The 23,584-nt window shown below is 73.5% G+C and carries 19 protein-coding genes and 1 pseudogene; 9 read left to right on the top strand and 11 right to left on the bottom strand.

What is annotated here, in order from left to right; all coding sequences use genetic code 11:
* Window positions 1–88: 88 nt before the first annotated feature.
* Window positions 89–505, bottom strand: coding sequence for a CoA-binding protein (locus tag ACZ5SK_RS35555; protein WP_334583074.1), 417 nt, complete (start codon window positions 503–505; stop codon window positions 89–91).
* Between the two features lie 115 nt (window positions 506–620).
* Between ACZ5SK_RS35555 and ACZ5SK_RS35550 the strand changes: the two genes are divergently transcribed.
* A complete protein-coding gene (locus ACZ5SK_RS35550) occupies window positions 621–1,367 on the top strand; it encodes a hypothetical protein (RefSeq protein ID WP_334583073.1) in 747 nt (248 codons plus the stop codon).
* Window positions 1,364–1,921 (top strand): SixA phosphatase family protein, encoded by a 558-nt coding sequence (locus ACZ5SK_RS35545; RefSeq protein WP_334583072.1) that lies wholly within the window; start codon window positions 1,364–1,366, stop codon window positions 1,919–1,921. Before ACZ5SK_RS35550 ends, ACZ5SK_RS35545 begins: the two co-directional genes overlap by 4 nt.
* Window positions 1,922–1,951: 30 nt before the next feature.
* Here ACZ5SK_RS35545 and ACZ5SK_RS35540 read toward each other — a convergent pair whose 3' ends face one another.
* Window positions 1,952–3,919: an APC family permease gene (locus ACZ5SK_RS35540; RefSeq protein ID WP_334583071.1), complete on the bottom strand. Its 1,968-nt coding sequence runs from the start codon at window positions 3,917–3,919 to the stop codon at window positions 1,952–1,954.
* 166 nt (window positions 3,920–4,085) lie between these two features.
* Between ACZ5SK_RS35540 and ACZ5SK_RS35535 the strand changes: the two genes are divergently transcribed.
* The 3 genes from ACZ5SK_RS35535 (at window position 4,086) to ACZ5SK_RS35525 (ending at window position 8,999) form a co-directional block, all read left to right on the top strand.
* Entirely contained in the window at window positions 4,086–4,712 is a 627-nt protein-coding gene (locus ACZ5SK_RS35535) for a YigZ family protein (protein WP_334583070.1), read from the top strand.
* Window positions 4,713–4,845: 133 nt separating this feature from the next.
* The gene (locus tag ACZ5SK_RS35530; protein WP_468576964.1) at window positions 4,846–6,009 is read left to right on the top strand and encodes an exonuclease SbcCD subunit D; all 1,164 of its coding nucleotides are present in this window, start codon (window positions 4,846–4,848) and stop codon (window positions 6,007–6,009) included.
* Window positions 6,006–8,999: an AAA family ATPase gene (locus ACZ5SK_RS35525; protein ID WP_457495515.1), complete on the top strand. Its 2,994-nt coding sequence runs from the start codon at window positions 6,006–6,008 to the stop codon at window positions 8,997–8,999. The genes ACZ5SK_RS35530 and ACZ5SK_RS35525 overlap by 4 nt, the downstream gene beginning before the upstream one ends.
* Here ACZ5SK_RS35525 and ACZ5SK_RS35520 read toward each other — a convergent pair.
* Window positions 8,993–9,439 (bottom strand): Lrp/AsnC family transcriptional regulator, encoded by a 447-nt coding sequence (locus tag ACZ5SK_RS35520; RefSeq protein ID WP_079663704.1) that lies wholly within the window; start codon window positions 9,437–9,439, stop codon window positions 8,993–8,995. The genes ACZ5SK_RS35525 and ACZ5SK_RS35520 overlap by 7 nt on opposite strands.
* Window positions 9,440–9,603: 164 nt before the next feature.
* On the opposite strand from ACZ5SK_RS35520, the gene ACZ5SK_RS35515 reads away from it, so the two are divergent.
* Complete coding sequence (locus ACZ5SK_RS35515; protein WP_334583066.1) at window positions 9,604–10,083, top strand: rhodanese-like domain-containing protein; 480 nt, start codon at window positions 9,604–9,606, stop codon at window positions 10,081–10,083.
* Between the two features lie 127 nt (window positions 10,084–10,210).
* Here ACZ5SK_RS35515 and ACZ5SK_RS35510 read toward each other — a convergent pair whose 3' ends face one another.
* The gene (locus ACZ5SK_RS35510; RefSeq protein ID WP_457495516.1) at window positions 10,211–11,926 is read right to left on the bottom strand and encodes a DUF885 domain-containing protein; all 1,716 of its coding nucleotides are present in this window, start codon (window positions 11,924–11,926) and stop codon (window positions 10,211–10,213) included.
* Window positions 11,927–11,959: 33 nt separating this feature from the next.
* Entirely contained in the window at window positions 11,960–12,451 is a 492-nt protein-coding gene (locus ACZ5SK_RS35505; protein WP_334583064.1) for an Lrp/AsnC family transcriptional regulator, read from the bottom strand.
* A gap of 60 nt (window positions 12,452–12,511) precedes the next feature.
* On the opposite strand from ACZ5SK_RS35505, the gene ACZ5SK_RS35500 reads away from it, so the two are divergent.
* On the top strand, window positions 12,512–13,714 hold the full coding sequence (locus ACZ5SK_RS35500) for a trans-sulfuration enzyme family protein (protein WP_334583063.1): 1,203 nt from the start codon (window positions 12,512–12,514) through the stop codon (window positions 13,712–13,714).
* A 124-nt stretch (window positions 13,715–13,838) separates the two neighbouring features.
* Here the strand turns inward: ACZ5SK_RS35500 and ACZ5SK_RS35495 are convergent, their stop codons facing one another.
* The 3 genes from ACZ5SK_RS35495 to pdxR form a co-directional block, all read right to left on the bottom strand.
* Window positions 13,839–15,209, bottom strand: coding sequence for a GNAT family N-acetyltransferase (locus ACZ5SK_RS35495; protein WP_457495521.1), 1,371 nt, complete (start codon window positions 15,207–15,209; stop codon window positions 13,839–13,841).
* A gap of 263 nt (window positions 15,210–15,472) precedes the next feature.
* Window positions 15,473–17,059 carry an alkaline phosphatase D family protein gene (locus ACZ5SK_RS35490; protein WP_334583062.1) on the bottom strand — a complete coding sequence of 529 codons (1,587 nt, stop codon included), beginning with the start codon at window positions 17,057–17,059 and terminating at the stop codon, window positions 15,473–15,475.
* Window positions 17,060–17,179: 120 nt separating this feature from the next.
* Window positions 17,180–18,640 carry a MocR-like pyridoxine biosynthesis transcription factor PdxR gene (pdxR, locus tag ACZ5SK_RS35485; protein WP_457495517.1) on the bottom strand — a complete coding sequence of 487 codons (1,461 nt, stop codon included), beginning with the start codon at window positions 18,638–18,640 and terminating at the stop codon, window positions 17,180–17,182.
* Here pdxR and ACZ5SK_RS35480 point away from each other — a divergent pair.
* Window positions 18,631–19,524, top strand: a pseudogene (locus ACZ5SK_RS35480) (DMT family transporter); the annotation flags it as partial. The gene pdxR and the pseudogene ACZ5SK_RS35480 overlap by 10 nt on opposite strands.
* Window positions 19,525–19,569: 45 nt before the next feature.
* On the opposite strand, the gene ACZ5SK_RS35475 reads toward ACZ5SK_RS35480, so the two are convergent.
* Together ACZ5SK_RS35475 and ACZ5SK_RS35470 are read right to left on the bottom strand one after the other, a co-directional pair.
* Window positions 19,570–20,400, bottom strand: a complete 831-nt coding sequence (locus ACZ5SK_RS35475) for an alpha/beta fold hydrolase (protein WP_334583061.1) — start codon at window positions 20,398–20,400, stop codon at window positions 19,570–19,572.
* Window positions 20,401–20,579: 179 nt separating this feature from the next.
* Entirely contained in the window at window positions 20,580–21,233 is a 654-nt protein-coding gene (locus ACZ5SK_RS35470; protein ID WP_334583060.1) for an NADPH-dependent F420 reductase, read from the bottom strand.
* 282 nt (window positions 21,234–21,515) lie between these two features.
* Here ACZ5SK_RS35470 and ACZ5SK_RS35465 point away from each other — a divergent pair, with 282 nt between their 5' ends.
* Complete coding sequence (locus ACZ5SK_RS35465) at window positions 21,516–22,277, top strand: GntR family transcriptional regulator (protein WP_334583059.1); 762 nt, start codon at window positions 21,516–21,518, stop codon at window positions 22,275–22,277.
* Window positions 22,278–22,405: 128 nt separating this feature from the next.
* On the opposite strand, the gene ACZ5SK_RS35460 is transcribed toward ACZ5SK_RS35465, so the two are convergent.
* Window positions 22,406–23,563 carry an ROK family transcriptional regulator gene (locus tag ACZ5SK_RS35460; protein WP_334583058.1) on the bottom strand — a complete coding sequence of 386 codons (1,158 nt, stop codon included), beginning with the start codon at window positions 23,561–23,563 and terminating at the stop codon, window positions 22,406–22,408.
* Window positions 23,564–23,584 lie beyond the last annotated feature (21 nt).

Here is a 23,584-nt window from a genome sequence, read left to right as displayed (position 1 = left end):
GGAGGCTCAGAATAGGAATCGGCCACCGTCGCACTGAAGACCGCGGGCGCAATTTTGACCTGTGTGCGGGTATTTCCTGGGCAGCCTTTCAGGAGTCGCGGCCCAGGCGGGGAATCTCGATCGCCGGGCAATGGTCCATGACCATCTCCAGTCCGGCCGCGCGCGTACGGTCGTAGGCCTCTTCGTCGACGACGTCCAGCTGGAACCACACCGCCTTCGCGCCCTTGGCGACCGCCTCGTCGGCGACGGCGCCCGCGAGCTCGCTGTTGACGAAGACATCGACGACGTCCACGTCGAAGGGGATGTCCGCGAGGGAGGCGTACCCCTGCTCCCCGTGCACCGTCTCCGCCTTAGGGTGGACGGGGACGACCCGTTTGCCGAACCGCTGGAGCACCTCGGCGACCCCGTAGGCCGCGCGCCGGCGGTTCGACGACAGGCCCACAACGGCCCAGGTGTCGCCGAGTCCGGTGAGGATCTTCCGGATCGTTTCCTCGTCGCCGTACACCGGCGGCCTCCTTCGGGTCGGACACAAGCTGTCCTCCACTGCAACAGAGCACGGCGGACGCTGATTCCGGGCGGCTTGCCTGCGAACCGTCCGCCGTCCGCCTACGCTCGGCCTCGTGCTGCGCATCATCGACGCCCGAACCGGCGAGTCCGTCGTCGCCGCCCCCGTCCGGCGGGGCCTGACCCGTGTCGAGGCCCATGCCTCGGGGTACGGCTCCGGGGCGCTCCGCGTCCTGCTCGTCGCCGATCTGCTCCTTCGCGCGCTGGAACTGGGCGGTACGCCCGTCTTCGCCCTGCTCACCGGCGAACGCGAGCAGGCGGAACTCCGGGCGGGCGCCACCGCCCTCGGCATGCACCCCTTCGAGGACGGCCGCGAACTCGGCGCCGGCGGGGGCGAGGCACAGATCCTGCACGTCGTGGGGGCGGACGGCCCGGCCCCGGACGGCGTACGGGTCGCCGTCGCGCCGGCCGAGTGGGCGGCCGGACCCGGGGAGCCGGAGACGGACGCCGTATCGGCCCCCGACCCCGCCGTGCTGCGCCTCGCCCTCCTCTCCACGCCCCGCAGCGAGCCCCTCCGGCTCGACGCGGCCGTACTGGGCGAGGCCCACGACACCCTCGTACGGTGGAGGAGAGCCGTCGCCGACTGGGCGCGGCGGCCCTCGAGGCCGGTTCCCGAGGACGTGCGCGGCCGGCTGCGTACCGCATGGGAGGACGACCTGGACATGCCTCAGGTGCTGCGGGTGCTGCGGTCGGTGGCCGACGCCGGCCCCGAGCTGCCGGACGGGGCCCGCTTCGAGACCTACGCCTACGCCGACCGTCTCCTCGGCCTCGAACTCACCCGCGACCTGGGGGCCCCGGCGTGACCGGGCCCGTCGGCCGGGGGCCGCGTCGGCTGGTCGTGCTGCGGCATGCCAAGTCGGCCTGGCCGGACGGCGTCCCCGACCACGAGCGGCCGCTGGCCCCGCGCGGCCGCCGGGACGCACCGGCCGCGGGCCGCGCGCTCGCCGCGGCCGACTGCCTGCCCGACCTCGCCCTGTGCTCCACCGCCGTCCGCGCCCGCGACACCTGGGACCTGGCCGCCGCCCAGTGGCCCGGCCCGACGCCCCCGGTGCGCTTCGACCCCCGGCTCTACGCGGCCGACCCACCCGAGCTGCTGGACGTCGTCCACGAGACGCCCGCCGAGGTCGGCACCCTGCTGCTGGTCGGACACAACCCCGGCCTGGAGGAACTGGTCCTCGACCTGGCCGGGGACGGCCTCGACGACGCCCTGGACGAGGTGCGGCTGAAGTTCCCGACGTCGGCCGTCGCCGTCCTCGCCTGGCACGGACCCGACTGGCGCGCCCTGACCCCCGGCACGGCCCTGCTGACCTCGATGACCGTCCCCAGGGGCAAGAAGCCGCCCGACGGCGACAGCTAGGAACCGGTCCAGCCGGGTCCCAGCCGGGTCCTAGCCGACGTGCACGCGTGGGCGCCGGGCGGGATCGGGCTCCGCGCGGCGCAGTACCTCGCGGGTGACCGGGGCGACCTCGCCGTCGCCGAACACCAGGAAGCGGATCAGATGGCTCACCGGGTTGCCCTCGGTCCAGCTGAAGTAGGCGTGCGGGACCTGACCCGTGCGGTCGCGCAGCGCCAGCAGGACGGCGGCGATGCTGTTGGGGACGGTCGGGCCCGAGACGCGCAGCCTGCGCACCCCGTGCTTCTCGTCGCCGTGCACGGTGACGTCCGCCGTGAAGTCGGAGGAGTCCCGCACGAACACCTCCACGAACAGCACCGGGCCGCCGCCGGGGATGGGAGTGTGCTCGCGCTGCTCCCACTCCTTGGCCCGGTACGCGCGCGTGGTGTGCTCCTGCGGCTCGTTCGCGATGAGCTGCACGGGCCCACGGCGCGCGGCCCGGTCGACGAACCGGGACGCCGTCTCGTCGAACGTCACCTCCGCGGCGCGCAGCTCGAAGGCCCGGCGCACCCGTGAACCGAACGACGTGACCAGGATGGCGAAGATGAAGATCGCCGCGATCCTGATGCCGTCCGGCCGCTCGACGACGTTCGCGACGAGCGTGTAGGCGAAGACGGCCGTGATCGCCCCGAAGCCCAGCGTGGCAAGCCGATGCCCGTGCCGGTGCACGGCCACCGTGGACGCGAACGCCGCCGACAGCATCAGCACCAGCACACCCGTCGCGTAGGCGCCGCTCTGGTCGTCGACGTTCGCGTTGAACCACAGGGTGATGAGCACGGCGGCCGCCATGAACACCAGCACCAGCGGCCGCACCGCGCGCGTCCACTCGGGCGCCATGCCGTAGCGGGGCAGGTACCGCGGGACGAGATTGAGCAGACCGGCGAGCGCGGAGGCGCCCGCGAACCACAGGATCGCGATCGTGGAGACGTCGTAGACCGTGCCGAAGGCCTTGCCCAGATGCTCGTGCGCGAGATAGGCCAGCGCCCGCCCGTTCGCCGGGCCGCCGCTCTTGAAATCCTCCTGCGGGATGAGGATCGTCGTCGCCAGGCTGGACAGCAGCAGAAAGCAGCTCATGATCAGCGCGGCCGTGGTGAGCAGCTTGCGGGTCTCCCGCACCCGCCCCCCCGGATCCTCGAACGTGTCCGTCGGATCCCCCTTGACCTGCGGCATCACCGCCACACCCGTCTCGAAGCCGGACATACCGAGCGCCAGCTTCGGGAAGACCAGCAGCGCCACCCCGACCATGATCCACGGCGAGGAGTGCTCGGCGGTCAGCGCGTGCGTCCAGTCGGCGATCCGCACCGGGTGGCTGAGGATCTCGTGGGCGGAGACGGCGAGCACGACGAGGTTGAGCGCGAGGTACGTCGACACCAGCACCACCGCGATGCCGATGGCCTCCCGGAAGCCCTTGAGGAACACCGCGCCGAGCGCGCCGACCAGCACCAGCGTGATCCACTCGTTGCCGTCGGACATCCAGTGCGGGGCGAACGGGTTCTCCACGACGTGCGCTGCGGCGTCCGCGGCCGACAGGGTGATCGTGATCATGAAGTCGGTGGCCGCGAAACCCAGCAGCACCAGCACGAAGATCTTCCCCGACCACCACGGCAGCAGCCGCTCCAGCATCGCGATCGAGCCCTCGCCGTGCGGGCTCTCGTGCGCCACCCGGCGGTACACGGGCAGCGCGCCGAGCAGCGTCAGCGCGATCAGCACGAGCGTCGCGAGCGGGGACAGCAGACCGGCCGCGAGGGCGGCGATGCCCGGCTGGTAGCCGAGGGTGGAGAAGTAGTCGACACCGGTCAGGCACATCACGCGCCACCACCGGTGGCCCTCCTGCTCCGCGCGCGGGGTGGCATGCGGCCCCGGATGGCGGGCGGTCTGCTCGCTCAGCCCTTCCAGGAGCCAGGTACGCCACCGGGAGTGCGGCGAACCCGCGCTGGTCTCCTTCACCCCGGTGCCGGTCATGCTGTGTGCTCCCTGCGGTCGGTCGGGCCATGGCGCAGCCGCATGCACGGTGCCTCGTGCACGGCGCATGGTCACCACCGTTGGTTACCCCGCACATCGTCGCCCGCACCTGTGCCGACGGCGACTCAGCGATCGGGCGTCGGCGAGCAGCGCATAGGCTGGCCGGATGCAGGACGAGTACCGCACAGTGGCCCACGCGGGCGTGCACGAGACCGAGGTCAACCGCTCCCGCTTCCTGTGCGCCCTCGCCCCGGCGGCCACCGAGCAGGAGGCCCAGGACTTCATCGCCGCCGTCCGCAGGGAGCACGCCGACGCCACCCACAACTGCTGGGCGTACGTCATCGGCGCCGACGCCTCCGTCCAGAAGGCGAGCGACGACGGGGAACCCGGCGGCACCGCGGGCGTGCCGATGCTCCAGATGCTGCTGCGCCGCGACATGCGGTACGTCGTCGCCGTCGTCACCCGCTACTACGGCGGCGTCAAGCTCGGCGCCGGCGGCCTCATCCGGGCCTACGGCGGCGCGGTCGGCGAGGCCCTCGACACCCTCGGCACGCTCACCCGCCGCCGCTTCCGCCTCGCCACCCTGACCGTGGACCACCAGCGCGCGGGCAAGGTGCAGAACGACCTCCACTCGACCGGCCGCGCGGTACGGGACGTCCGCTACGGCGAGGCCGTCACCATTGAGATCGGCCTCCCGGACGCCGACGTGGACGGCTTCCGCGCCTGGCTGGCGGACGCGACGGCGGGCACGGCGGCCTTCGAGCTGGGCGGCGAGGCGTACGGGGACGTGTGACGTGTGACGTGTGACGCGTTGAGCGAACGGTCGGGGGAAATGTCCGTAACGCTCCTTTGTGGTGGCTGTCATGACGGTGCGATACGGGAGTAACCGCCCGTGATGTCAGACCCGGCCGTTAGGGTCGGGGATCATGAGGCTCCTGCACACTTCCGACTGGCATCTGGGCCGGGCGTTCCACCGGGTGAACATGCTCGGCGCCCAGGCCGAGTTCATCGGTCACCTCGTCACGACCGTGCGTGAACGCGAGGTCGACGCGGTGCTCGTGTCGGGAGACGTGTACGACCGCGCGGTGCCCCCGCTCGCCGCGGTGGAACTCTTCGACGACTGTCTGCACCGGCTGGCCGACCTCGGCGTGCCCACGGTGATGATCTCCGGCAACCACGACTCGGCCCGCCGTCTCGGCGTCGGCGCGGGTCTCATCGGCCGCGCGGGCATCCACCTGCGGACGGACCCCGCGGCGGCCGGGACACCGGTCGTCCTTCAGGACGCCTTCGGCGACGTCGCCTTCTACGGCCTGCCCTATCTCGAACCCGCCCTGGTGAAGGACGAGTTCGGCGTGGACAAGGCCGGCCACGAGACCGTGCTCGCCGCCGCCATGGACCGCGTCCGCGCCGACCTCGCCGCCCGCGCGCCGGGGACGCGTTCCGTCGTCCTCGCCCACGCCTTCGTCACCGGCGGCGAACCCAGCGACAGCGAGCGGGACATCACCGTCGGCGGGGTCGCCTCCGTGCCCGCCGGGGTCTTCGACGGCGTCGACTACACGGCGCTCGGGCACCTGCACGGCTCCCAGACCATCACCGAGCGGGTCCGCTACTCCGGCTCCCCGCTGCCGTACTCCTTCTCGGAGAGCGCGCACCGCAAGACCATGTGGCTCGTCGACCTCGGCGCCGGCGGGGAGGTCACCGCCGAGCGGATCGACTGCCCGGTCCCGCGCCCGCTGGCCCGGATCCGCGGCCCCTTGGAGGCGCTGCTCGCCGACCCCGCGCTCGCCCGCCACGAGGACGCGTGGATCGAGGCGACGCTCACCGACGCCGTCCGCCCGGCCGACCCCATGGCCCGGCTCACCGAGCGTTTCCCGCACACCCTCAGCCTTGTCTTCGCCCCCGAGCGCGCACCCGACGACCCGGACGTCTCCTACGCCCGCCGCCTCGCCGACCGCAGCGACCAGGAGATCGCCGAGGACTTCGTGGCCCATGTGCGCGGGGCGGGGCCCGACGCCCGCGAGCAGGGTGTGCTGCGGGACGCCTTCGACGCGGTCCGCGCGGACGACGCCGTGCGGGAGGTGGCGCGGTGAGGCTGCACCGGCTCGACCTCACCGCCTTCGGTCCCTTCGGCGACCCCCAGAGCGTCGACTTCGACGAGCTGTCCGCCGCCGGGCTGTTCCTGCTGCACGGCCCGACGGGCGCCGGCAAGACCTCGGTCCTGGACGCCGTCTGCTACGCGCTGTACGGCTCCGTACCCGGCGCCCGGCAGAGCGGCCAGGGCCTGACCCTGCGCAGCGACCACGCCGCGCCCGGCACCCGCACCGAGGTCACCCTCGAACTCACCGTCGCGGGCCGCCGGTTGGAGGTCACCCGGCAGCCGCCGCATGAACGCGCCAAGAAGCGCGGCAGGCCCGGGACCACCGTCGAGAAGGCGCAGAGCTGGCTGCGCGAGTACGACCCCGTGGCCGGCGCCTGGAAGGATCTCAGCCGCTCCCACCAGGAGATCGGAGAGGAGATCACCCAGCTGCTCGGCATGAGCCGCGAGCAGTTCTGCCAGGTCGTGCTGTTGCCCCAGGGGGATTTCGCGCGCTTCCTGCGCGCCGACGCCGAGGCCCGCGGCAGGCTGCTCAGCCGCCTCTTCGACACCCAGCGGTTCGCCGAGGTCGAGAAGCGGCTCGCCGAGCGCCGCCGTACCACCGAGGCACGCGTGCGTGAGGGCGACTCCGCGCTGCTCGCCGACGCGCACCGGATGCAGCAGGTCGCCGGGGACGCCATGGAGCTGCCCGAGCTCGACCCGGGCGAGCCGGGGCTGGCCGGGGCGGTGCTCGCCGCGGCCGCCGTCGCCCGCAGCACCTCCCGCGAGCTGCTGACGACCGCCCACTGCGGCCGCCTGGCCGCCGAGTCCGCGCAGGCCGCAGCCGAGCGCACCCTGGAGGAGGTGCGGGAACGGGCCCGGCTGCAGCGGCGGTTCACCGAGGCGCGGGAGCGTGCCGCGCTGCTCCAGGAGCGGGCCGGCGCCCACCGTGAGGCGCAGGCGCGGATGGAGCGGGCGCGGAAGGCGGAGGCGGTGGCGCCGGCACTGGAGCTGCGCGAGGCCGCCGACGCCGAGCACACGACGGCGTCGGCACGTGCGGCACGCGCGCGTGCCCTGCTTCCGGAGGGGTACGCGGACGCCGGAGCCGCCGGCCTCGCCGCCGCGGCCCGGCGGGCCGCCGAGGAGCTGGGCGGGCTGGAGTCGGCCCGCCGGGGCGAGCGGCGGCTGGCCGACCTCGCCGCCGAGCGCGCCGACCTGGACCTGCGGGAGCGGGACGACGAGGACGTCCTGGCGGAGACCGAGGCCTGGCTCGCCGGCTGGGACGCCGTCCGCGCGGGTCTCCAGGCCCGCATCGAGTCCGCCCAGGAGGCCGCCACCCGCGCCGAACAGCTCGACGGCCGACGCGAGCCCGCGCAGCGGCGCCTGAAGGCGGCCCGACTGCGCGACGAACTGGCCCATGACCTGGAGGCGGCCGGGCGCAGGGCCCTCACCTCCGGCGAGCAGGCACAGACTGCCCGCGCGCACTGGCTCGACCTCAAGGAACAGCGCCTCAACGGCATCGCCGCCGAGCTGGCCGCCACCCTCACCGCCGGCGAACCCTGCGCCGTCTGCGGCGCCACCGAGCACCCGGCGCCCGCCCGCAAGGTCGCCGGGCACGTCGACCGCGAGGCCGAGGAGCAGGCACTCGCCGCATACCAGCGAGCCGAGGAGCGCCACACCGAGGACGAGCAGAAGCTCGGCCTCGTCCGGGAGGCCCTCGCCGCCGCCACCGCCGAGGCGGGCGACACCCCGACGGACCGGCTCGCCCTTGACGTCCAGGAGGTGGAGCAGGCCTACGCCCTGGCCCGGCGGGAGGCCTCCGCCCTGCATCCCGCGCGCGAGGAGCTTCGCCAGGCCGAGCAGGAGCACGAACGCCGTACGGCGGCGCAGCGCGAGGCCGCGGTGCGGGCGGCGTCCCGGGTGGGCCACCGCGACCGCCTGGAGCGTGAACGGGCGGTGCTGGAGGAGGAGTTGACGCAGGCGCGGGGCACTGCGCAGAGCGTCGCGGCGCGGGCCGCCGAACTGGAGCGGCAGACGGCCCGGCTCACCGAAGCGGCCGACACCGCCCGCGTCGCCGAGGAGAGCGCCGAGCGCCTCAAAGCCGCCGACGGACGCCTCGACGAGGCCGCCTTCCGGGCCGGCTTCGACACCCCGCAGGCCGCCGCCGACGCCCTCCTGGACGACACCGCCCACCGCGAGCTGCAACGGCGGCTGGACTTCTGGCAGTCCGAGGAGGCCGCCGTACGGGCCGTTCTCGCCGAACCCGACACCGCGGCCGCCGCGCAGCAGCCGCCCGCGGACCTCGCCGCCGCGGAGCGGTCGGCGGCCGACGCGGCCGAACGCCTCCGCGCGGCAGCCTCCGCCCAGGACGCCGCCGCCCGCCGCTGCACCGAGCTGGACCAGCTCTCCGCGCGCGCGGCCGACGGCGTGCGGCGGCTCGCCCCGCTGCGCGAGGAGTACGACCGGGTGGCCCGCCTGGCCGGTCTCACCGCGGGCACCTCCGCCGACAACGAGCGCAAGATGCGCCTGGAGGCGTACGTCCTGGCGGCCCGCCTCGAACAGGTGGCCGCCGCCGCGACCGTACGACTGCGGCGGATGTCCTCCGGGCGCTACACCCTCGTCCACTCCGACGACCGGGCCGGACGCGGGCGCAGCGGGCTCGGTCTGCATGTCGTCGACGCCTGGACCGGCCGCGAGCGGGACACGGCCACGCTGTCGGGCGGCGAGACCTTCTTCGCCTCGCTCGCCCTCGCCCTCGGCCTCGCGGACGTCGTCACCGACGAGGCGGGCGGGGTCCGCCTCGACACCCTCTTCATCGACGAGGGGTTCGGCAGTCTCGACGAGCAGACCCTCGACGAGGTCCTTGACGTCCTCGACTCCCTGCGCGAGCGCGACCGCAGCGTCGGCATCGTCAGCCATGTCGCCGACCTGCGGCGGCGGATCCACGCCCAGCTGGAGGTCGTCAAGGGGAGATCGGGGTCGGCGGTGCGGCAGCGGGGTCAGTGACCGACCGGGCGCCGGGGGAGCGGTGAGGAGTAGACGACGCTGGTCGTGACCGACCCCAGCGCGCCGATCCTGCCCGACACCTCCTCCAGGTGTCGCATCGAACGCGCCGCGACCTTGATCACGAAGCAGTCGTCGCCCGTCACATGGTGCGCCTCCAGGATTTCGGGCGTGACGGCCACCAGGTCGTGGAACGGCTTGTAGTTGCCGTGGGGGTAGCGCAGCCGCACGAACGCCAGGATCGGCAGCCCCAGCCGCTCGGGGTCCACGACGGCCGCGTACCCCTGGATGACGCCCGCCTCCTCCAGTCGCCGCACCCGCTCGGTGACGGCGCTCGCCGACATCGCCACGGCCCGTGCCAGGTCGGCGAAGCTGGCCCGGCCCTCGCGCTGGAGGACCTCGAGGATGCGCCAGTCGGTGGCGTCCGGGGAATACGCGGTCATGACCCGAAGACTGCAGGGGAATCCCCGGCGAGGCAAGGCCGACGCCGGGGAATGCCCCTTCAAGGAGATGATCACCGGTCGTAGATTTCAGGACACCGGATTTCAAAACACCGGATCTCTGGTCATCGAAAATCCGTTCGGAACCGTCTACGGAAGGCCCCGCCATGACCGTCACGACCGCCGTCAACCCCGTCCTGCGGGTCGCTCCCGCCGCACCGGCCGAGGCCGCCGCCCACTTCCGGGCGAGCCTGGCCTTCCACGCGGACGTCTCCGACGTGGCCGCGGCCCTCGCCGCCGGCGGCGACCCCGGCTTCGTCGTCCTGGACTGCCGTTCCACCGAGTCCTGGGACCAGGGGCACCTCCCGGGCGCCGTCCACCTGCCCACCGCGCTCATCCCCGAGCAGGCCGACCAGCTCCTCGACAGGGGTGTGCCGGTCGTGACGTACTGCTGGGGCCCCGGCTGCAACGGCGCCACCCGCGCCGCCCTGGCGCTCGCCGAACTCGGCTACCAGGTCAAGGAGATGCTCGGCGGCTTCGAGTACTGGGCGCGTGAAGGCTTCGAGTTCGAGACGTGGGAGGGCCGGGAGCGGCGCGACACCGACCGGCTCACGGCTCCCGTGGACGCGGAGAACTGCGGCTGCTGACAGCCAAGTCGCCCGCTCCGTCCCGTACGACCTCCGCCGACGGACGCGGGAACAAATGAGGGTGGGGCAGGCGCGGGCCGCAGGACGGCGGAATTCCGCAGCCCTCCGGCCCGGCCCGCACCGGGGCTCAGAGCCGCGCCAGCTCGTCCACCAGGTCGTCCAACCCCAGCGAACCCTGGGAAAGGGCCGCCATGTGCCAGGACTTGAGGTCGAAGGCGTCACCGTGGCGCTGCCGGGCCTTCTCCCGGCCCAGCAGCCAGGCCCGTTCGCCGAGTTTGTAGCCGATCGCCTGGCCGGGGATGGTCAGATAGCGGGTCAGCTCGCTCTCGACGAAGTCCGCCGGGCGGCTGCTGTGCGCGCCGAAGAACTCCTGGGCCAGCTCCGGGGTCCAGCGCTCACCCGGGTGGAACGGGGAGTCCGCCGGGATCTCCAGCTCCAGGTGCATGCCGATGTCGATGATGACCCGGGTCGCCCGCATCATCTGCGCGTCCAGGTAGCCGAGCCGCTGCTCCGCGTCGGTGAGGAAGCCGAGCTCGTCCATCAGCCGCTCCGCGTACAGCGCCCAGCCCTCGGCATTGGCGCTGACCATGCCGATGGACGCCTGGTAGCGGGAGAGGTTCGCGGCGATGTGAGTCCACTGCGCGAGCTGGAGGTGATGGCCGGGGACGCCCTCGTGGTACCAGGTGGACACGAGGTCGTACACCGGGAAGCGGGTCCGTCCCATCGTCGGCAGCCAGGTACGGCCCGGACGCGAGAAGTCCTCCGACGGGGGCGTGTAGTAGGGGGCGGCCGCGCTGCCGGGCGGCGCGATCCGCGACTCCACCCTGCGCACCCGCTCGGCGAGTTCGAAGTGGGTGCCGTCGAGCGCGTCGATCGCCTGGTCCATCAGGCCCTGCAGCCAGTCGCGGACCTCGTCGACGCCCTCGATGTGCTTGCCGTGCTCGTCGAGGTGGGCCAGCGCCACCCAGGGGGTGGCCGCGCCCGGCAGGATCCTCTCGGCCTCCTGCTTCATCTCGGCGAGCAGCCGGTGGTACTCCGCCCAGCCGTACGCGTACGCCTCGTCGAGGTCGAGGTCGGTGCCGTTGTAGTAGCGCGACCAGCGGGCGTACCGCTCCCGGCCCACGGTGTTCGGCGCGCCCTCGGCCGTCGGCGCGTACACGTCGCGCACCCAGTCCCGCAGCTGGACGACCGCCGCGGTCGCCGCCCGAGCCGCCTCGTCCAGCTCGGCGCGCAGCGCCTCGGGCAGCGCGGCGGACAGCGCCTCGACGCCGGTGGCCACGAAGTCCTCGAACCAGCCGAGACCCGCGCCGTCCGTGTCCGACCACTGGGTGAGCTGTTCGACGAACGTGGCCGTCGGCCGCGGGGCCGCGTACAGCTTGCGCTCCAGGCCGAGCGTCAGGGACTCCCGGTAGCCCGCGAGGGCGGCCGGGACCGCGCGCAGCCGCTCGGCGATCGCGGTCCAGTCCTCCTCGGTCTGGGCCGGCGTCACGGTGAACACCTCGCGCACGTGGTGCGCGGGCGTGCCCATGTTGCCGACGGAGCGCAGGCCCTCGTCGGCCTCGTGGACGCCGAGTTCCGCGGTCAGCCGCTCGCGCAGCAGGCGCGCGCACCGGCGCTCGATGTCACTGTCCGCGCCGGGCCTCCGCTCCGCCTCGTCGAGCTTCGCCAGGGTGTCGCGCGCGAGCCGCGCGATCGCCTCCTGGCCGGCGGGCGAGAGGTCGGGCAGCCGACTCGAACTGTTTTTCACACCGAGATAGGTACCGGTCACCGGGTCGAGGGCGATGAGATCGTCGACGTAGGCGTCGGCGACCTCGCGGGGCAGCGGGCTGTTGGTCTGTGACATGCGCACCATCCTCGTACGCGGCGGCGTCGCACGTCACGGCGTTTGTCCCGAACCCGTCGGCGGCAGCAGCGGTCCGCACTCCCACTGCTGGAAAATCAGCCGTGTCTCGACCCGGGCGACCTCTCGCCGTGCCGTGAACTCGTCGAGGACGAGCCGCTGCAGATCCGCCATGTCCGCGACGGCGACATGGACGAGATAGTCGTCGGGCCCGGTGAGGTGAAAGACGGTCAGCGCCTCCGGCAGCGCCCGGATCCGCTCCACGAAGGGCCCCACCAGCTCCCGCCGGTGCGGCCTGACCTGCACGGACAGCAGCGCCTGCAGACCGCGCCCCAGCTTGGCCGGATCCAGCCGCAGCTGATGCCCGAGGATCACGCCGGAGCGGCGCAGCCGCGTCACCCGGTCCAGGCACGTCGACGGCGCGACGCCGACCTGCGCCGCGAGGTCGCGGTAGGTGGTCCGGGCGTCGTTCTGCAGCAGCCGCAGCAGGTGCAGATCGACCGGGTCCAGTACGACTGATTCGCCCATTGGCCGAACGTAACACGGTGTTCGACGAATATGACCCGTTCGATGTTCACCCTGCGGTCCATGGACTCAACCGCTGCGAGCACGCACGCGTACCACGGTGTACGTACGTCTGGAGCGACCCGCGCACTGGCCACCGAGGCCGTGCACGCCGGGCGGGACGACCTGGCCCGGCAGGGCCTGCACGCCCCGCCCATCGACCTGTCCACCACCTACCCCTCGTACGACAGCCGCGCCGAGGCCGCCCGTATCGACGCGTTCGCCGCGACCGGCGTGGAGCCGGAGGGCCCGCCCGTCTACGGTCGGCTGGGCAACCCGACGGTCGCCCGCTTCGAGACGGCTCTCGCCCGGCTGGAGGGCGCCGAGAGCGCCGTCGCCTTCGCCAGCGGGATGGCCGCGCTGAGCGCGATCCTGCTCGCGCGCGCCGCGACGGGCCTGCGGCACGTCGTCGCCGTCCGCCCCCTGTACGGGTGCAGCGACCATCTGCTGACGGCGGGACTGCTCGGCTCCGAGGTCACCTGGACCGACCCGGCGGGCATCGCCGACGCGTTGCGCCCCGACACCGGCCTGGTCATGGTCGAGTCGCCGGCCAACCCGACCCTCGCCGAGGTCGACCTGCGGGCCGTCGCCCACGCCTGCGGGTCGGTCCCGCTGCTCGCCGACAACACCTTCGCCACGCCCGTGCTGCAACGTCCCGTCGAGCAGGGCGCGCGGCTCGTCCTGCACAGCGCCACGAAGTACCTGGGCGGGCACGGGGACGTCCTGGGCGGCGTGGTCGCCTGCGACGAGGAGTTCGCCGGACGACTTCGGCAGATACGTTTCGCCACCGGTGGTGTGCTGCATCCGCTGGCCGGCTATCTGCTGCTGCGCGGCTTGTCGACGCTTCCGGTGCGGGTGCGGGCCGCCTCGGCGACCGCCGCCGAACTGGCCCGGCGACTGGCCGCCGACCCGCGTGTCGCCCGCGTCCACTATCCGCGCATCGGCGGCGCGATGATCGCCTTCGAGGTGGCCGGCGACCCGCACGAGGTGATCGCGGGCGTCCGGCTGATCACCCCTGCCGTGAGCCTCGGCAGCGTCGACACGCTCATCCAGCACCCGGCGTCCATCAGCCACCGCATCGTGGACGCGCACGAGCGCCGGGGCGCGGGCGTGAGCGACCGGCTGCTGCGGCTGTCGGTCGGGCTGGAGGACGTCGAGGATCTGTGGGGCGATCTGACGGGGGCACTGGGGCCGGTGCGGGCGCCGGGGACGTCCGTCACCGTATGAAGAAGGGCCCGGCGGCGCACCGCCGGGCCCCTCACACGTGATGCGTCCGGGCTGCTCACGCGTGGTGCGTCCGGAGCCGGTCGCGCGTGGAGCGTCCGGGCTCCTCAGACGTGTGACGTCCGGGTCAGTCGCGCGTGACGCGTGCTCCGTGCCGGCGGGGCGACTCGTGCGCCGCGTTCTTCTCCAGGCGTGCGGTGATCACGAGCGTTCCCTCCTCGATCTGGTAGTCGAGGGGCAGGCCGAGGCCGCGCATGGCGGCGACCATGCCCGTGTTGGAGGCCTGCGTCACGGCGTACACGCTCTCGCAGCCCGCCTCGACGGCCATCGCCACCAGCCGGCCGAGCAGTTCGGCGCCGATGCCGCGGCGCTGCCACTGGTCCTCGACCAGCAGCGCGACCTCCGTCTCGTCGCCGTCCCACAGCAGGTGGCCGAGGCCGACGACGCGGCCGGACGGCGTCTGCACGGCCAGGGTCTGGCCGAAGCGGGGACTGAGCAGGTGGTTGAGGTAGCGGTCGGCGTCGCCGACGGGCCCGTGGTAGCGCATCCCGAGCGTGCGGGCCGAGCACCGCTCGTGCATCGCCTTCGCCGCCTGGACGTCAGCGGTGTCGGCCCGGCGCACGGTGATGTCGTCGCCCTCGGGCAGCGTCAGCACGTCCTGGCCGAGCGGGACGCGGGGCCCGAGCCGGGCGTCGAGCTCCACCAGGGCACGCGCGCGTGCGAACTCGGTCGGGGTGAACGGCAGATACGGCCGCTCCACGGTGATCACTCCGCCTTCCGGCGCCCGCAGCCGCATCACGGTCTCCTCCAGCACGCCCTCCACGGGTACGCCCGCCGGCCCCCGGCCGCGGGTCCCGGCCGTGGCGGGCAGCGAGCGGATCGTGCACCGGCCGAGCAACTGCCGCAGAGCCAGCGGCAGTTCGGCGGCGTCCAGGGCGGTGCGGGTGGCCAGGCCCAGGATCCGGGTCGGCGCGTCCACCAGATCGTGGGCGTCGGCCCGCTCGATCCAGGTGCTCGAGCCGCCCGCCTGCGCGACGGCGCGGGTGATCTCGGCCGCGGCGAGGGGTCCCGGGGCACGCAGCAGGAACTCGTCGACCGTGTCCTCGCCCAGCGGGTGGGTCTGCAGGCTCAGGATGTCCACCCGGTGGCCGGCGAGCGCCGCGCACAGCGCCGCCAGCGACCCCGGGGCGTCCTTCACGGTCGTCCGCATCCGCCACAGGGCGCTCTCCTCGGCGACCCCGGAGGGCAGCTCGGACGACCCGGCCTGCGGCTCCTCGGAGCGTGGCCGGGCATCGGTATCGCCCGTCGGCGGCGCGTGACCGTGGCGGCGTGCCCACCATGTGTGGAAGCCGGCCGTGGCGACCAGCAGGGCGGCGGAGACGGCCAGCAGCGCCGGGCCGTCGGGGCCGTGGCCCACCAGGTTCGCCACACCGTCGGCCACCGCGACGGCCGTGAAGAGCGCGGCGAGTTCCACCACGTCCCGCCGCCAGTGGTGCACAGGGCGTCCGCGTTTCGCACGCGTCACATCAGACATGTCTCGAGTCATGCAGCCACTGTGGAGGAACGGTGTTGCGTGATCACGAACGTACTGTGACCGATGGGTAAAGGTTCCAAATGCCCGTTTTGTTAATTCTTCTACGATCGCAGCGGTGCGTCGTATGCCGTGCGTCGCGGCTGTCACGACCGCACCGCGCACCGGGGGATGACGCCGATGCGCGGCACGTGGTGTCGAGAGTACGGGACGCCGGACCGGACGCCCGACTACTGCCCGACCCGTCCCGGCTGCAGCACCTGCGTGAACAGCACCGTGCCGTCCTGCTCACGCAGCCGGACCGTCAACTCGCCGCTGTCGCCGTCGATGTCGACCTCGCCGAAGAACTGGTAGCCGGCCGCGGGCGAGACGTTCGCGGCGGTCGGCGCCTTCACGAACACCCGCTCCGGACCGAAGGTGTCGTCGAGCGCGCTGGCCGGGAAGGCGCCCGCGTTCAGCGGCCCGGAGACGAACTCCCAGAACGGCTCGAAGTCGGTGAACGCGGCCCGTGACGGCTGGTAGTGCTGCGCCGAGGTGTGGTGCACGTCGGCCGTCAGCCACACCGTGCCGGTGATCCGCCGGTGCTTGATGTACCGCAGCAGCTCGGCGATCTGCAGCTCACGGCCGAGCGGCGCGCCCGGGTCGCCCTGCGCGACGGCCTCGATGTTCGCCCTGCCCTCGGTGGCGTCCGGCACGACCAGCCCCAGCGGCATGTCGGCGGCGATGACCTTCCACACCGCACGCGAGCGCGACAGCTCCCGCTTGAGCCACTCCAGTTGCTCGGCGCCGAGGATGCCCTGCGGGTCCACCCTCTGGTCGTCGGGCGAGTTCGCGTTGCGGTACGTCCGCATGTCCAGGACGAACACGTCGAGCAGCGGGCCGTGCCGCACGACCCGGTGGACGCGGCCCTCCTTGGCGCCCGGACGCAGCGTCGAGATCGGGAAGTACTCGCTGAACGCCCGCCGCGCCCGCCCCGCGAGCACGTCGACGCTCTTCTCGGTGTAGCGGGCGTCGGAGGCGGCGATCACCTCGCCCGGGTACCAGTTGTTGCGGACCTCGTGGTCGTCCCACTGGATGATGGACGGCACCTGGGCGTTGAACCGGCGCAGGTTCTCGTCCAGCAGGTTGTAGCGGAAGTTGCCGCGGAACTCGGCGAGGGTCTCGGCGACCTTCGACTTCTCCTCGGTGGTGATGTTCCGGTAGAGGCTGCCGTCGGGCAGCGCCTGCGTCGCCGTGATCGGTCCGTCGGCGTAGATGTTGTCGCCGCTGCACAGGAAGAAGTCGGGGTCGAGCCTGGCCATCGCGTCGTAGATGCGGTAGCCGCCGATGCCGGGGTTGATGCCCCAGCCCTGGCCGGCGAGGTCACCGGACCACAGGAAGCGCACCCCGTGCCGACGTCCGAGCGGCGCGGTGCGGAAGGTGCCGGTCACCGGCTCGCCGGTGCGACGGGGGTCGTCCGGGTCGGCGAGCAGCACACGGTAGTGGATCTGCTCGCCGGCGGGCAGTCCGTGCAGCCGGGTCGTGCCGGTGAAGTCGGTACCGGCGCCGAGCAGCGGGCCGTGCCAGCGGCGGGCGCCCCGGAAGGACTCGGTCGCCGCCGTCTCGACGACCATCCGCGCCGGACGGTCGGAGCGCACCCACACCAGCCCGGAGTCGGACGTCACGTCCCCGGTCTGCACACCCCAGCCCGCCTTGGGCCGCCCGGACAGCGCGAGGGCGGGAGCGGCGCCGAGCTCGGCGGGCAGGGTCAGGGCCGCGGAAGCGGCGAGCGAGCCGCGCAGGACGCTGCGGCGCCCGGGAAACGGACTGGGTGACATGGAGGGGCCTCCAGGGGCGGGAACCGGCCGGTGTGCACAGCCACAAGTACTGGTGCGCCGCAGCGCACACGGAAACCGCAAGTGAACAACTGACCGCACACCGGGGGGATGCGACCCGCATCACTGCCCGGCGGCCTCCCGCATCAGCCGCACCCCGTCCCGGATACGAGCGGGCGACAGCTGCGCGTAGCCGAGCACGAGCCGTACCTCCGCAGCGCCGTCTTCTGCCCCGGCACGCGCGTGTGCGTACGCGCCGAGCGCACGCACCTCGACACCGGCCGCGGCCACCCGTTCCAGAAACCGCTCCTGCGGCCCGTACCGCTGTGGAAGCCCCGCGATGACATGCAGCCCCGCCGCGATGCCGGACACCCGCGCCCCGGGGAAGTGCTCCTGGAGCGCGCCCACGAGGGCGTCCCGGCGCTCCCGGTAGGCCCGCTGGCAGCGGCGCAGCTGGCGGTCGTAGTCGCCGCGCTCCACGAACCGGGCGAACAGCGCCTGGTCGAGGGCGGGATGACCGAGGTCCATCGTGCGCTTGCGTTCGACGACCTCCTCGGCCAGCGTCTCGGGGACGAGCAGCCAGCCCAGCCGCAGTCCCGGCGCGAGTGACTTGCTGACCGAGCCGGTGTAGGCCACGCGCTCCGGGTCGAGGCCCTGCAGTGCTCCCACGGGAGCGCGGTCGTAGCGGAAGTCGCCGTCGTAGTCGTCCTCCAGCACGAAGCCGTCCACGTGCCTCGCCCAGTCGAGCAGTTCGGTGCGCCGGCGTGCGGAGTACGCGATCCCGGTGGGGAACTGATGCGCGGGCGTCGCCACCACGGCCCGTACACCGGACGACCACAGCGCCTCCAGGGCCAGCCCCTCGGCGTCGAGCGGGAGAGGTACGGCGGTGACGCCGGCCGCCGCGTACAGAGCACTGTGCTGGGGGCTTCCGGGGTCCTCGACGCCGATGGCGTCCAGCCCGCGCGCGTGCAGCGCCAGGCCGAGCAGTGCCGTCGCCTGGGCCACGCCCGAGACCACCACGAGGCGCTCCGGATCGGCGACCACGCCCCGGCGGCGGGCGAGAAGTTCGGCGAGCGCGGTGCGCAGTCGGGGCAGCCCGCGCGGGTCGGGATAGCCGAGCTCGTGGTGGGGCAGCTCGGCGAGCACCCCCCGCTGCGCGGCCGCCCAGGCGGCGCGCGGGAACAGCGACAGGTCCGGCGTCCCCGGCACGAAGTCGACCTGCGCGCCCGGGGTGCGTGGAGCGTGGTCACGCGCGCGTGGCGGGGCAGCCCGCACGGCGCCGCCCACCCAGGTGCCGGCCCCCCGGCCGCTGCGCAGATAGCCCTCGGCAGCCAACTGCTCGTACGCCTCCGTGACCAGCCCGCGCGACACCCCGAGATCGGCGGCGAGGTCCCGGCTGGACGGCAGCCGGGTGCCCTGGACGAGCCGCCCCGAGCGCACCGCGTCCCGCAGCGCGGCCTGGAGCGCACGCCCACGCGCGCGCGGCGGGGCGGAAGCGGCCGGCAACAGCACCTCCCAGGCCGCCGAACCGAACGGGCCGGGCGCGCCGGACGGGCCGTCAGGATTGGTCCCCGATGACGTCATGGAAGTGGACCTTAAACCGGGCCGCCGTCGTTCCTAGCGTCACCTCCATGAACGCCACCACCACGCGCGGGAGCCTGCTCGCCGCGTTCGCCTGCGTCCTCGTCGGAGGGTCCTTCACCGCCAACAGCGTCCTCGGCGCCTACCCGTACGCAGGCGGCCAGGCCCTGCGCTACGGCCTCGCCTGCCTGCTGCTCATCCCCCTCGCCGGCGCCGGCGCCCGAGCCCGGCTGCGTGCGCTCACGGGCCGTCAGTGGGCACGCCTCGCACTGGTCGCGGCCGTCGGTATGGTCGGCTTCAACCTGGCCGTGCTGGCCGCCGAACGCTCCGCGGAACCCGCCGTCCCCGGCGTCTTCGTCGGCTGCGCGCCCGTCGTCGTGGCGGTACTGGTCCCGCTCCTGGCGGGACGGCGGCCCCGGCGCCCGGTGCTGTACGGGGCGTCGCTGGTCGCCGTCGGCGCGTTCACGGTGCAGGGGTGGGGCCGTACGGACGGCGCGGGGATCGCCTGCTCGGTCTGCGCGCTGGCCGGGGAGGTGGGCTTCGCGGTCCTGGCCGTGCCCGTCCTGCGGCCGCTGGGCCCGCGGCTGCTGTCGGCGACGGTGTGCGGGCTCGCCGCGGCCGAGTCGGCCGCGATCGGAATGCTCGCCGACGGCGACGGGTGGCTGCGGCAGCCGGTCGGCGGGGAGGCCGCCGCGCTGCTGTGGCAGGCGGCTGTCGTCACCGTCGTCGGCTTCGTGTGCTGGTACATGGGCGTGCAGCGGATCGGGGCCGAGCGCGCCACGCTCTTCTCCGGCCTCATCCCGGTCGCGGCGGCCTGCACCGCCCCCCTCGTCGGAACGGGCTCCTACGGCCCCGCCCAGGCCGTGGGCAGCGCCTTCGTGGGCGTCGGAGTCGCCCTGGGCGCGGGGGCGTTGAGCCGTGCCCCCAGGGTGTCAGCGGCTGCCGTCGAGGATCACGCGGGCGACGAGCGCCGGGTCGTCGTTCATCGGGCAGTGGCCGCAGCCGGGCAGTCGGACCAGGCGGGCGGCCGGGATGATCTGCTTGGCGCGCAGGCCCTGGCGGCGTACGAGCAGCCAGTCGCGGGTGCCCCAGCCGACCGTGACCGGCATGCCGGGGAGGTCGTCGGTGAACCTGACGGTGGCGCCGGCCCGCAGGGTCTGGTCGAACCCGGTGGCCCGGGCCAGGGCCAGCGTCTCGGCGACCACGGCCTCGGGTGAGCGGCGGCTCGGGCGGGCGTAGATGGTGCTGGTGAGGGCGGTACGGCCGGCCGCCGTGCTCGCCAACCGCTCGACGAGGGGCAACGGCAGCCGGCGGGAGATCTGCCGCATCGTCATCAGGACGCCGAAGGCGTAGCGCCGTTCGGCCTCCGACCAGAACCCGGCCGGGGACAGTGCCGTGACCGTCCGTACGAGCTTCTCCCGGCCGAGTTCCAGGGCGAGCAGGCCGCCGAGGGAGTTGCCGGCCACGTGCGGGCGGTCCAGCTCCAGTTCCTCGCAGAAGGCGCCGAACACGGCGGCCGTCGTGGGCAGGTCGTAGGCGAGCCCGTCGGGCAGGGCGGGGGAGACGCCGAAGCCGGGCAGGTCCACGGCGATCACGTCGCGCTCGGCGGCCAGGATGTCCACCACCGGGTCCCAGGCCTGCCGGTGGTGACCGATGCCGTGCAGCAGGAGCAGCGGTTCGCCCTCGCCCACGCGCGCGTAGGAGACGGTCACGGGCAGCGGGCCACTGGGAGAGGGGACCGTGAAGGAGACGGTGGCGGACATGGGAAGCTCCTCGTCTGGACTGGCCACTGGCCTGCGGATGCCTGGAAACAACGCCTTGGACGCCGGCTGAGACGACGCCCTTAGACAGCTTGTCAGCAATTACTACCGACGGGTAGCCCCTGTGTGGGTGAACTCGGTCCCGGTGGGCCCGGAGGACCCGTGATGGCCTTCCTGGTTGCTCAACGTGCCCGGCGCAGCTCCAGGTTGAAGTCCGCGTGACCGAAGCGGCGCATGAGGTCCAGCCACAGCGGCAACCACATCTCCACGCTGCGCGCCGCCCGGATGCCGCCCAGGTCGAGCACCCGGTCCGCCGGCCAGCCGAACTCCCCGAGCAACGCCGTGACCTGTTCCTTGGCGTCCGCGTCCTCCCCGCACACGAAGATCTGGTGCTCGCCCGGCACGCGCGCGGGATCCACCATCACGTCGCAGTTGACGGTGTTGAGGGTCTTCACCACGCGCGCGTGCGGAAACGCCCGCTGGATCTGCTCGCCCACGCTGTCCGACTCCACCGGCGACAGCCGCGCCTCCCCGTCGTCGAACGCCAGCGGGTTGGAGACGTCCACCACGACCTTCCCGTCGAGGTGGGACGCCCCGGCCGCCTCCAGCGCGGCCAGCGAGGCCCGCCCCGCCACCGCGTTCACGACCACCTCGGCAGCCGCGGCCGCCTCGGCGAACGTGCCGGCGCTCGCTCCGCCGCCCGCCTCCCGAGCCCACTCCAGGGCTGCCGGATTGTCCTTCGTGCGCGAACCCAGGACCACCGTGTGCCCCAGCTCCACCAGTTTTCCGCCCAGCGTGCGACCGACCTGTCCCGTACCCAGTACCGCGTACCGCACAGCGACCTCCCGTTTGTCGGATCAGACCTCCGCCACGGTAATTCCCGACCGCCCAGGGGGCCGCGTTTGACGACGAGGACTTTGCCGGAGTGTCACGAGAACGTGCCTGTACGAACGCGCTGTAAACGCTTTCCCGGCGGTCGGCCCTCGGCGCCCCGAGGGTTCGAGTATTGGTCTTGACCAAGGGTGGGGGCCGCCCTATGGTCGCAGAGAAGTACAACAACCTTTAATAAACAAGGGCGCGAAAAACGCCGCCGGACCACGGCGATTGCGGAGGACAGGGTGGGGACCACGCAACTGGAATCGGTACCGGAACCGAAGTACTGGCATCTCAAGACCGTGCTCAGCGAGGCACTCGACTCCGAATTCACGGTGGGGGAGATCCTGCCCAACGAGCGTGAGCTGGCCGCCCGTTTCGGCGTGGCCCGCGCGACGCTCCGTCAGGCGCTGGAGCAGCTCGAACTGGAGGGCCGACTGCAGCGCCGTCGTGGCGTCGGCACCACCGTCGCGCCGCCGCGCATGGGTGTCGCCGTCGGCACCGACCAGCAGGTCTGGCCGGGCACGGGCGACGACGCCTGGCAGGCCGTGGACTGCACGCTCGCGGCTCCGCCCGCGGCCGTCGCCACCGCCCTGGAGACCGCCCGCGACCAGGCCGTGCACATCGTGCGCCGCTCGCGGGTCTCGCACGGGCAGCCCGTCGCCGCGGAACTGCTCTACGTCCCCCGGACGTCGGTGCCCGACCTCGCCGCGATCGACGCCCTGTCCGAGGCGGCACACGCGCGTGCGGTGCTGCGCGAACTGCAGCACCTGGAGCTGCAGGGCCAGGACCGCGCGGTGGAGCTGGGCTCGGCCCGCGCGGACGACGCCAAGGAGCTCGACCGGCTCCCCGGCGCGCCCGTCCTCGTCGTCACCACCCGCTTCTTCGCGCAGGGCCGTACCGCGGCGCTCTCCGTGGCCACGTATCGCGCTGACACGTGCCGCCTGACATTCGGCGCGTCGGGCGGCGTGGAGATACACCACGGCCCGGAACAGCAGGCGTCCTGAGCACAGCGTCCGCCTCGGGTCGCAGACGGCAGGCTCCCTGAACGGTCTGCCCCCCGCCCGTGCGAGGACACGTCCCCCGCGCCCCGGAACTCCTCCGGGGCGCGGCGCGTTTCACCGGTGACGGCCGGTCAGCGCCGCGCCGTCACCGTCCCCTCCACCGCGAACAACTGCTCCTCCACATGGTCGAGGGCGAGCCGCAGCGCCCCCGTCGCCACCGCCGCCTCGCCGAGCAACGACAGGGTCACCTTCGGCGGCCGCAGACAGTAGCGCGCCAACTCCTCGCGCAGCGGCTCCAGTACGCCGTCCAGACCGGCCGCCCAGCCGCCGACCACGACCAGCTCCGGGTCGAGTGCCAGGACCAGCGCGGCCACGTCGTGCACCAGCCGCTGGATGAAGCGGTCCACCGCCGCCCGCGCCTGCCGGTCGCCTCGGCGCGCCTGCGCGAACACCTTCGCGACCGCCTGCTCGTCCAGCGGATGCAGCGGCTCGTCCGTCGTCGACAACAGCGTCTCCGGGGTCGCCTCCCGCCCGAGCAGGTGCAGCGCGCCGATCTCCCCGGCCGCCCCGCCGTACCCCCGGTGCAGCCGACCCCCGATCAGCGCGCCGGCGCCCGGACTCAGCCCGGCCAGCACGAAGACGACGTCGTCGGACTCGGTGGCCGACCCCTTCCAGTGCTCGGCCACGGCCGCCGCGTTGGCGTCGTTCTCCACCAGCACCGGACACTTGAAGGAACGACTCAGCCGCTCGCCCAGCCGCAGTCCGGTCCACTCGGGCAACGCCGTGCCCAGCCGCACGGTCCCGTCCGCCTCGACGATCCCGGGCGTGCCGACCCCCACCGCCCGCAAGGAGGAGCGCGGCACGCCGGCCCGGCGCAGCAGTTCGGCGACCGCCGTCCGCAGCCGTTCCAGCCGCTCGTCCGCCGGAGCGTCCTCGTCGACGTCCTTGGCCTGCGCGCCCAGCACCCGGCCGTCCAGGTCGGCCAGCAGCGCGGCCACCCGATGCGAGCCGATCTCCAGACCCAGCAGATGCCCGGCCTCCGCCCGGAACCGGAACCGCCGCGCGGGCCGCCCCTGCCGTCGCGCGGCACCCTCCTCCGCCGCCTGTTCGACGACGAGCCCCGCCTGGATGAGGTCCTCGACGACCCCCTCGACGGTCGGCCGGGACAGCCCCGTCACGCGGGTGATCTCCGTGAGCGTCGCGCAGTCCGTGGCACGCAGCGCATGCAGCACCACCGCGGAATTGATCCTTCGCAACAGCGAGGGATCCCCGCCGGTCAGCTGCCCCAACGTCCGTCCTCCCAGCTCGTG

Source organism: Streptomyces sp. NPDC031474, assembly GCF_055581185.1.
Note: the sequence above shows the minus strand (reverse complement) of the source record. Positions and strands in the feature narration are given on the sequence as shown.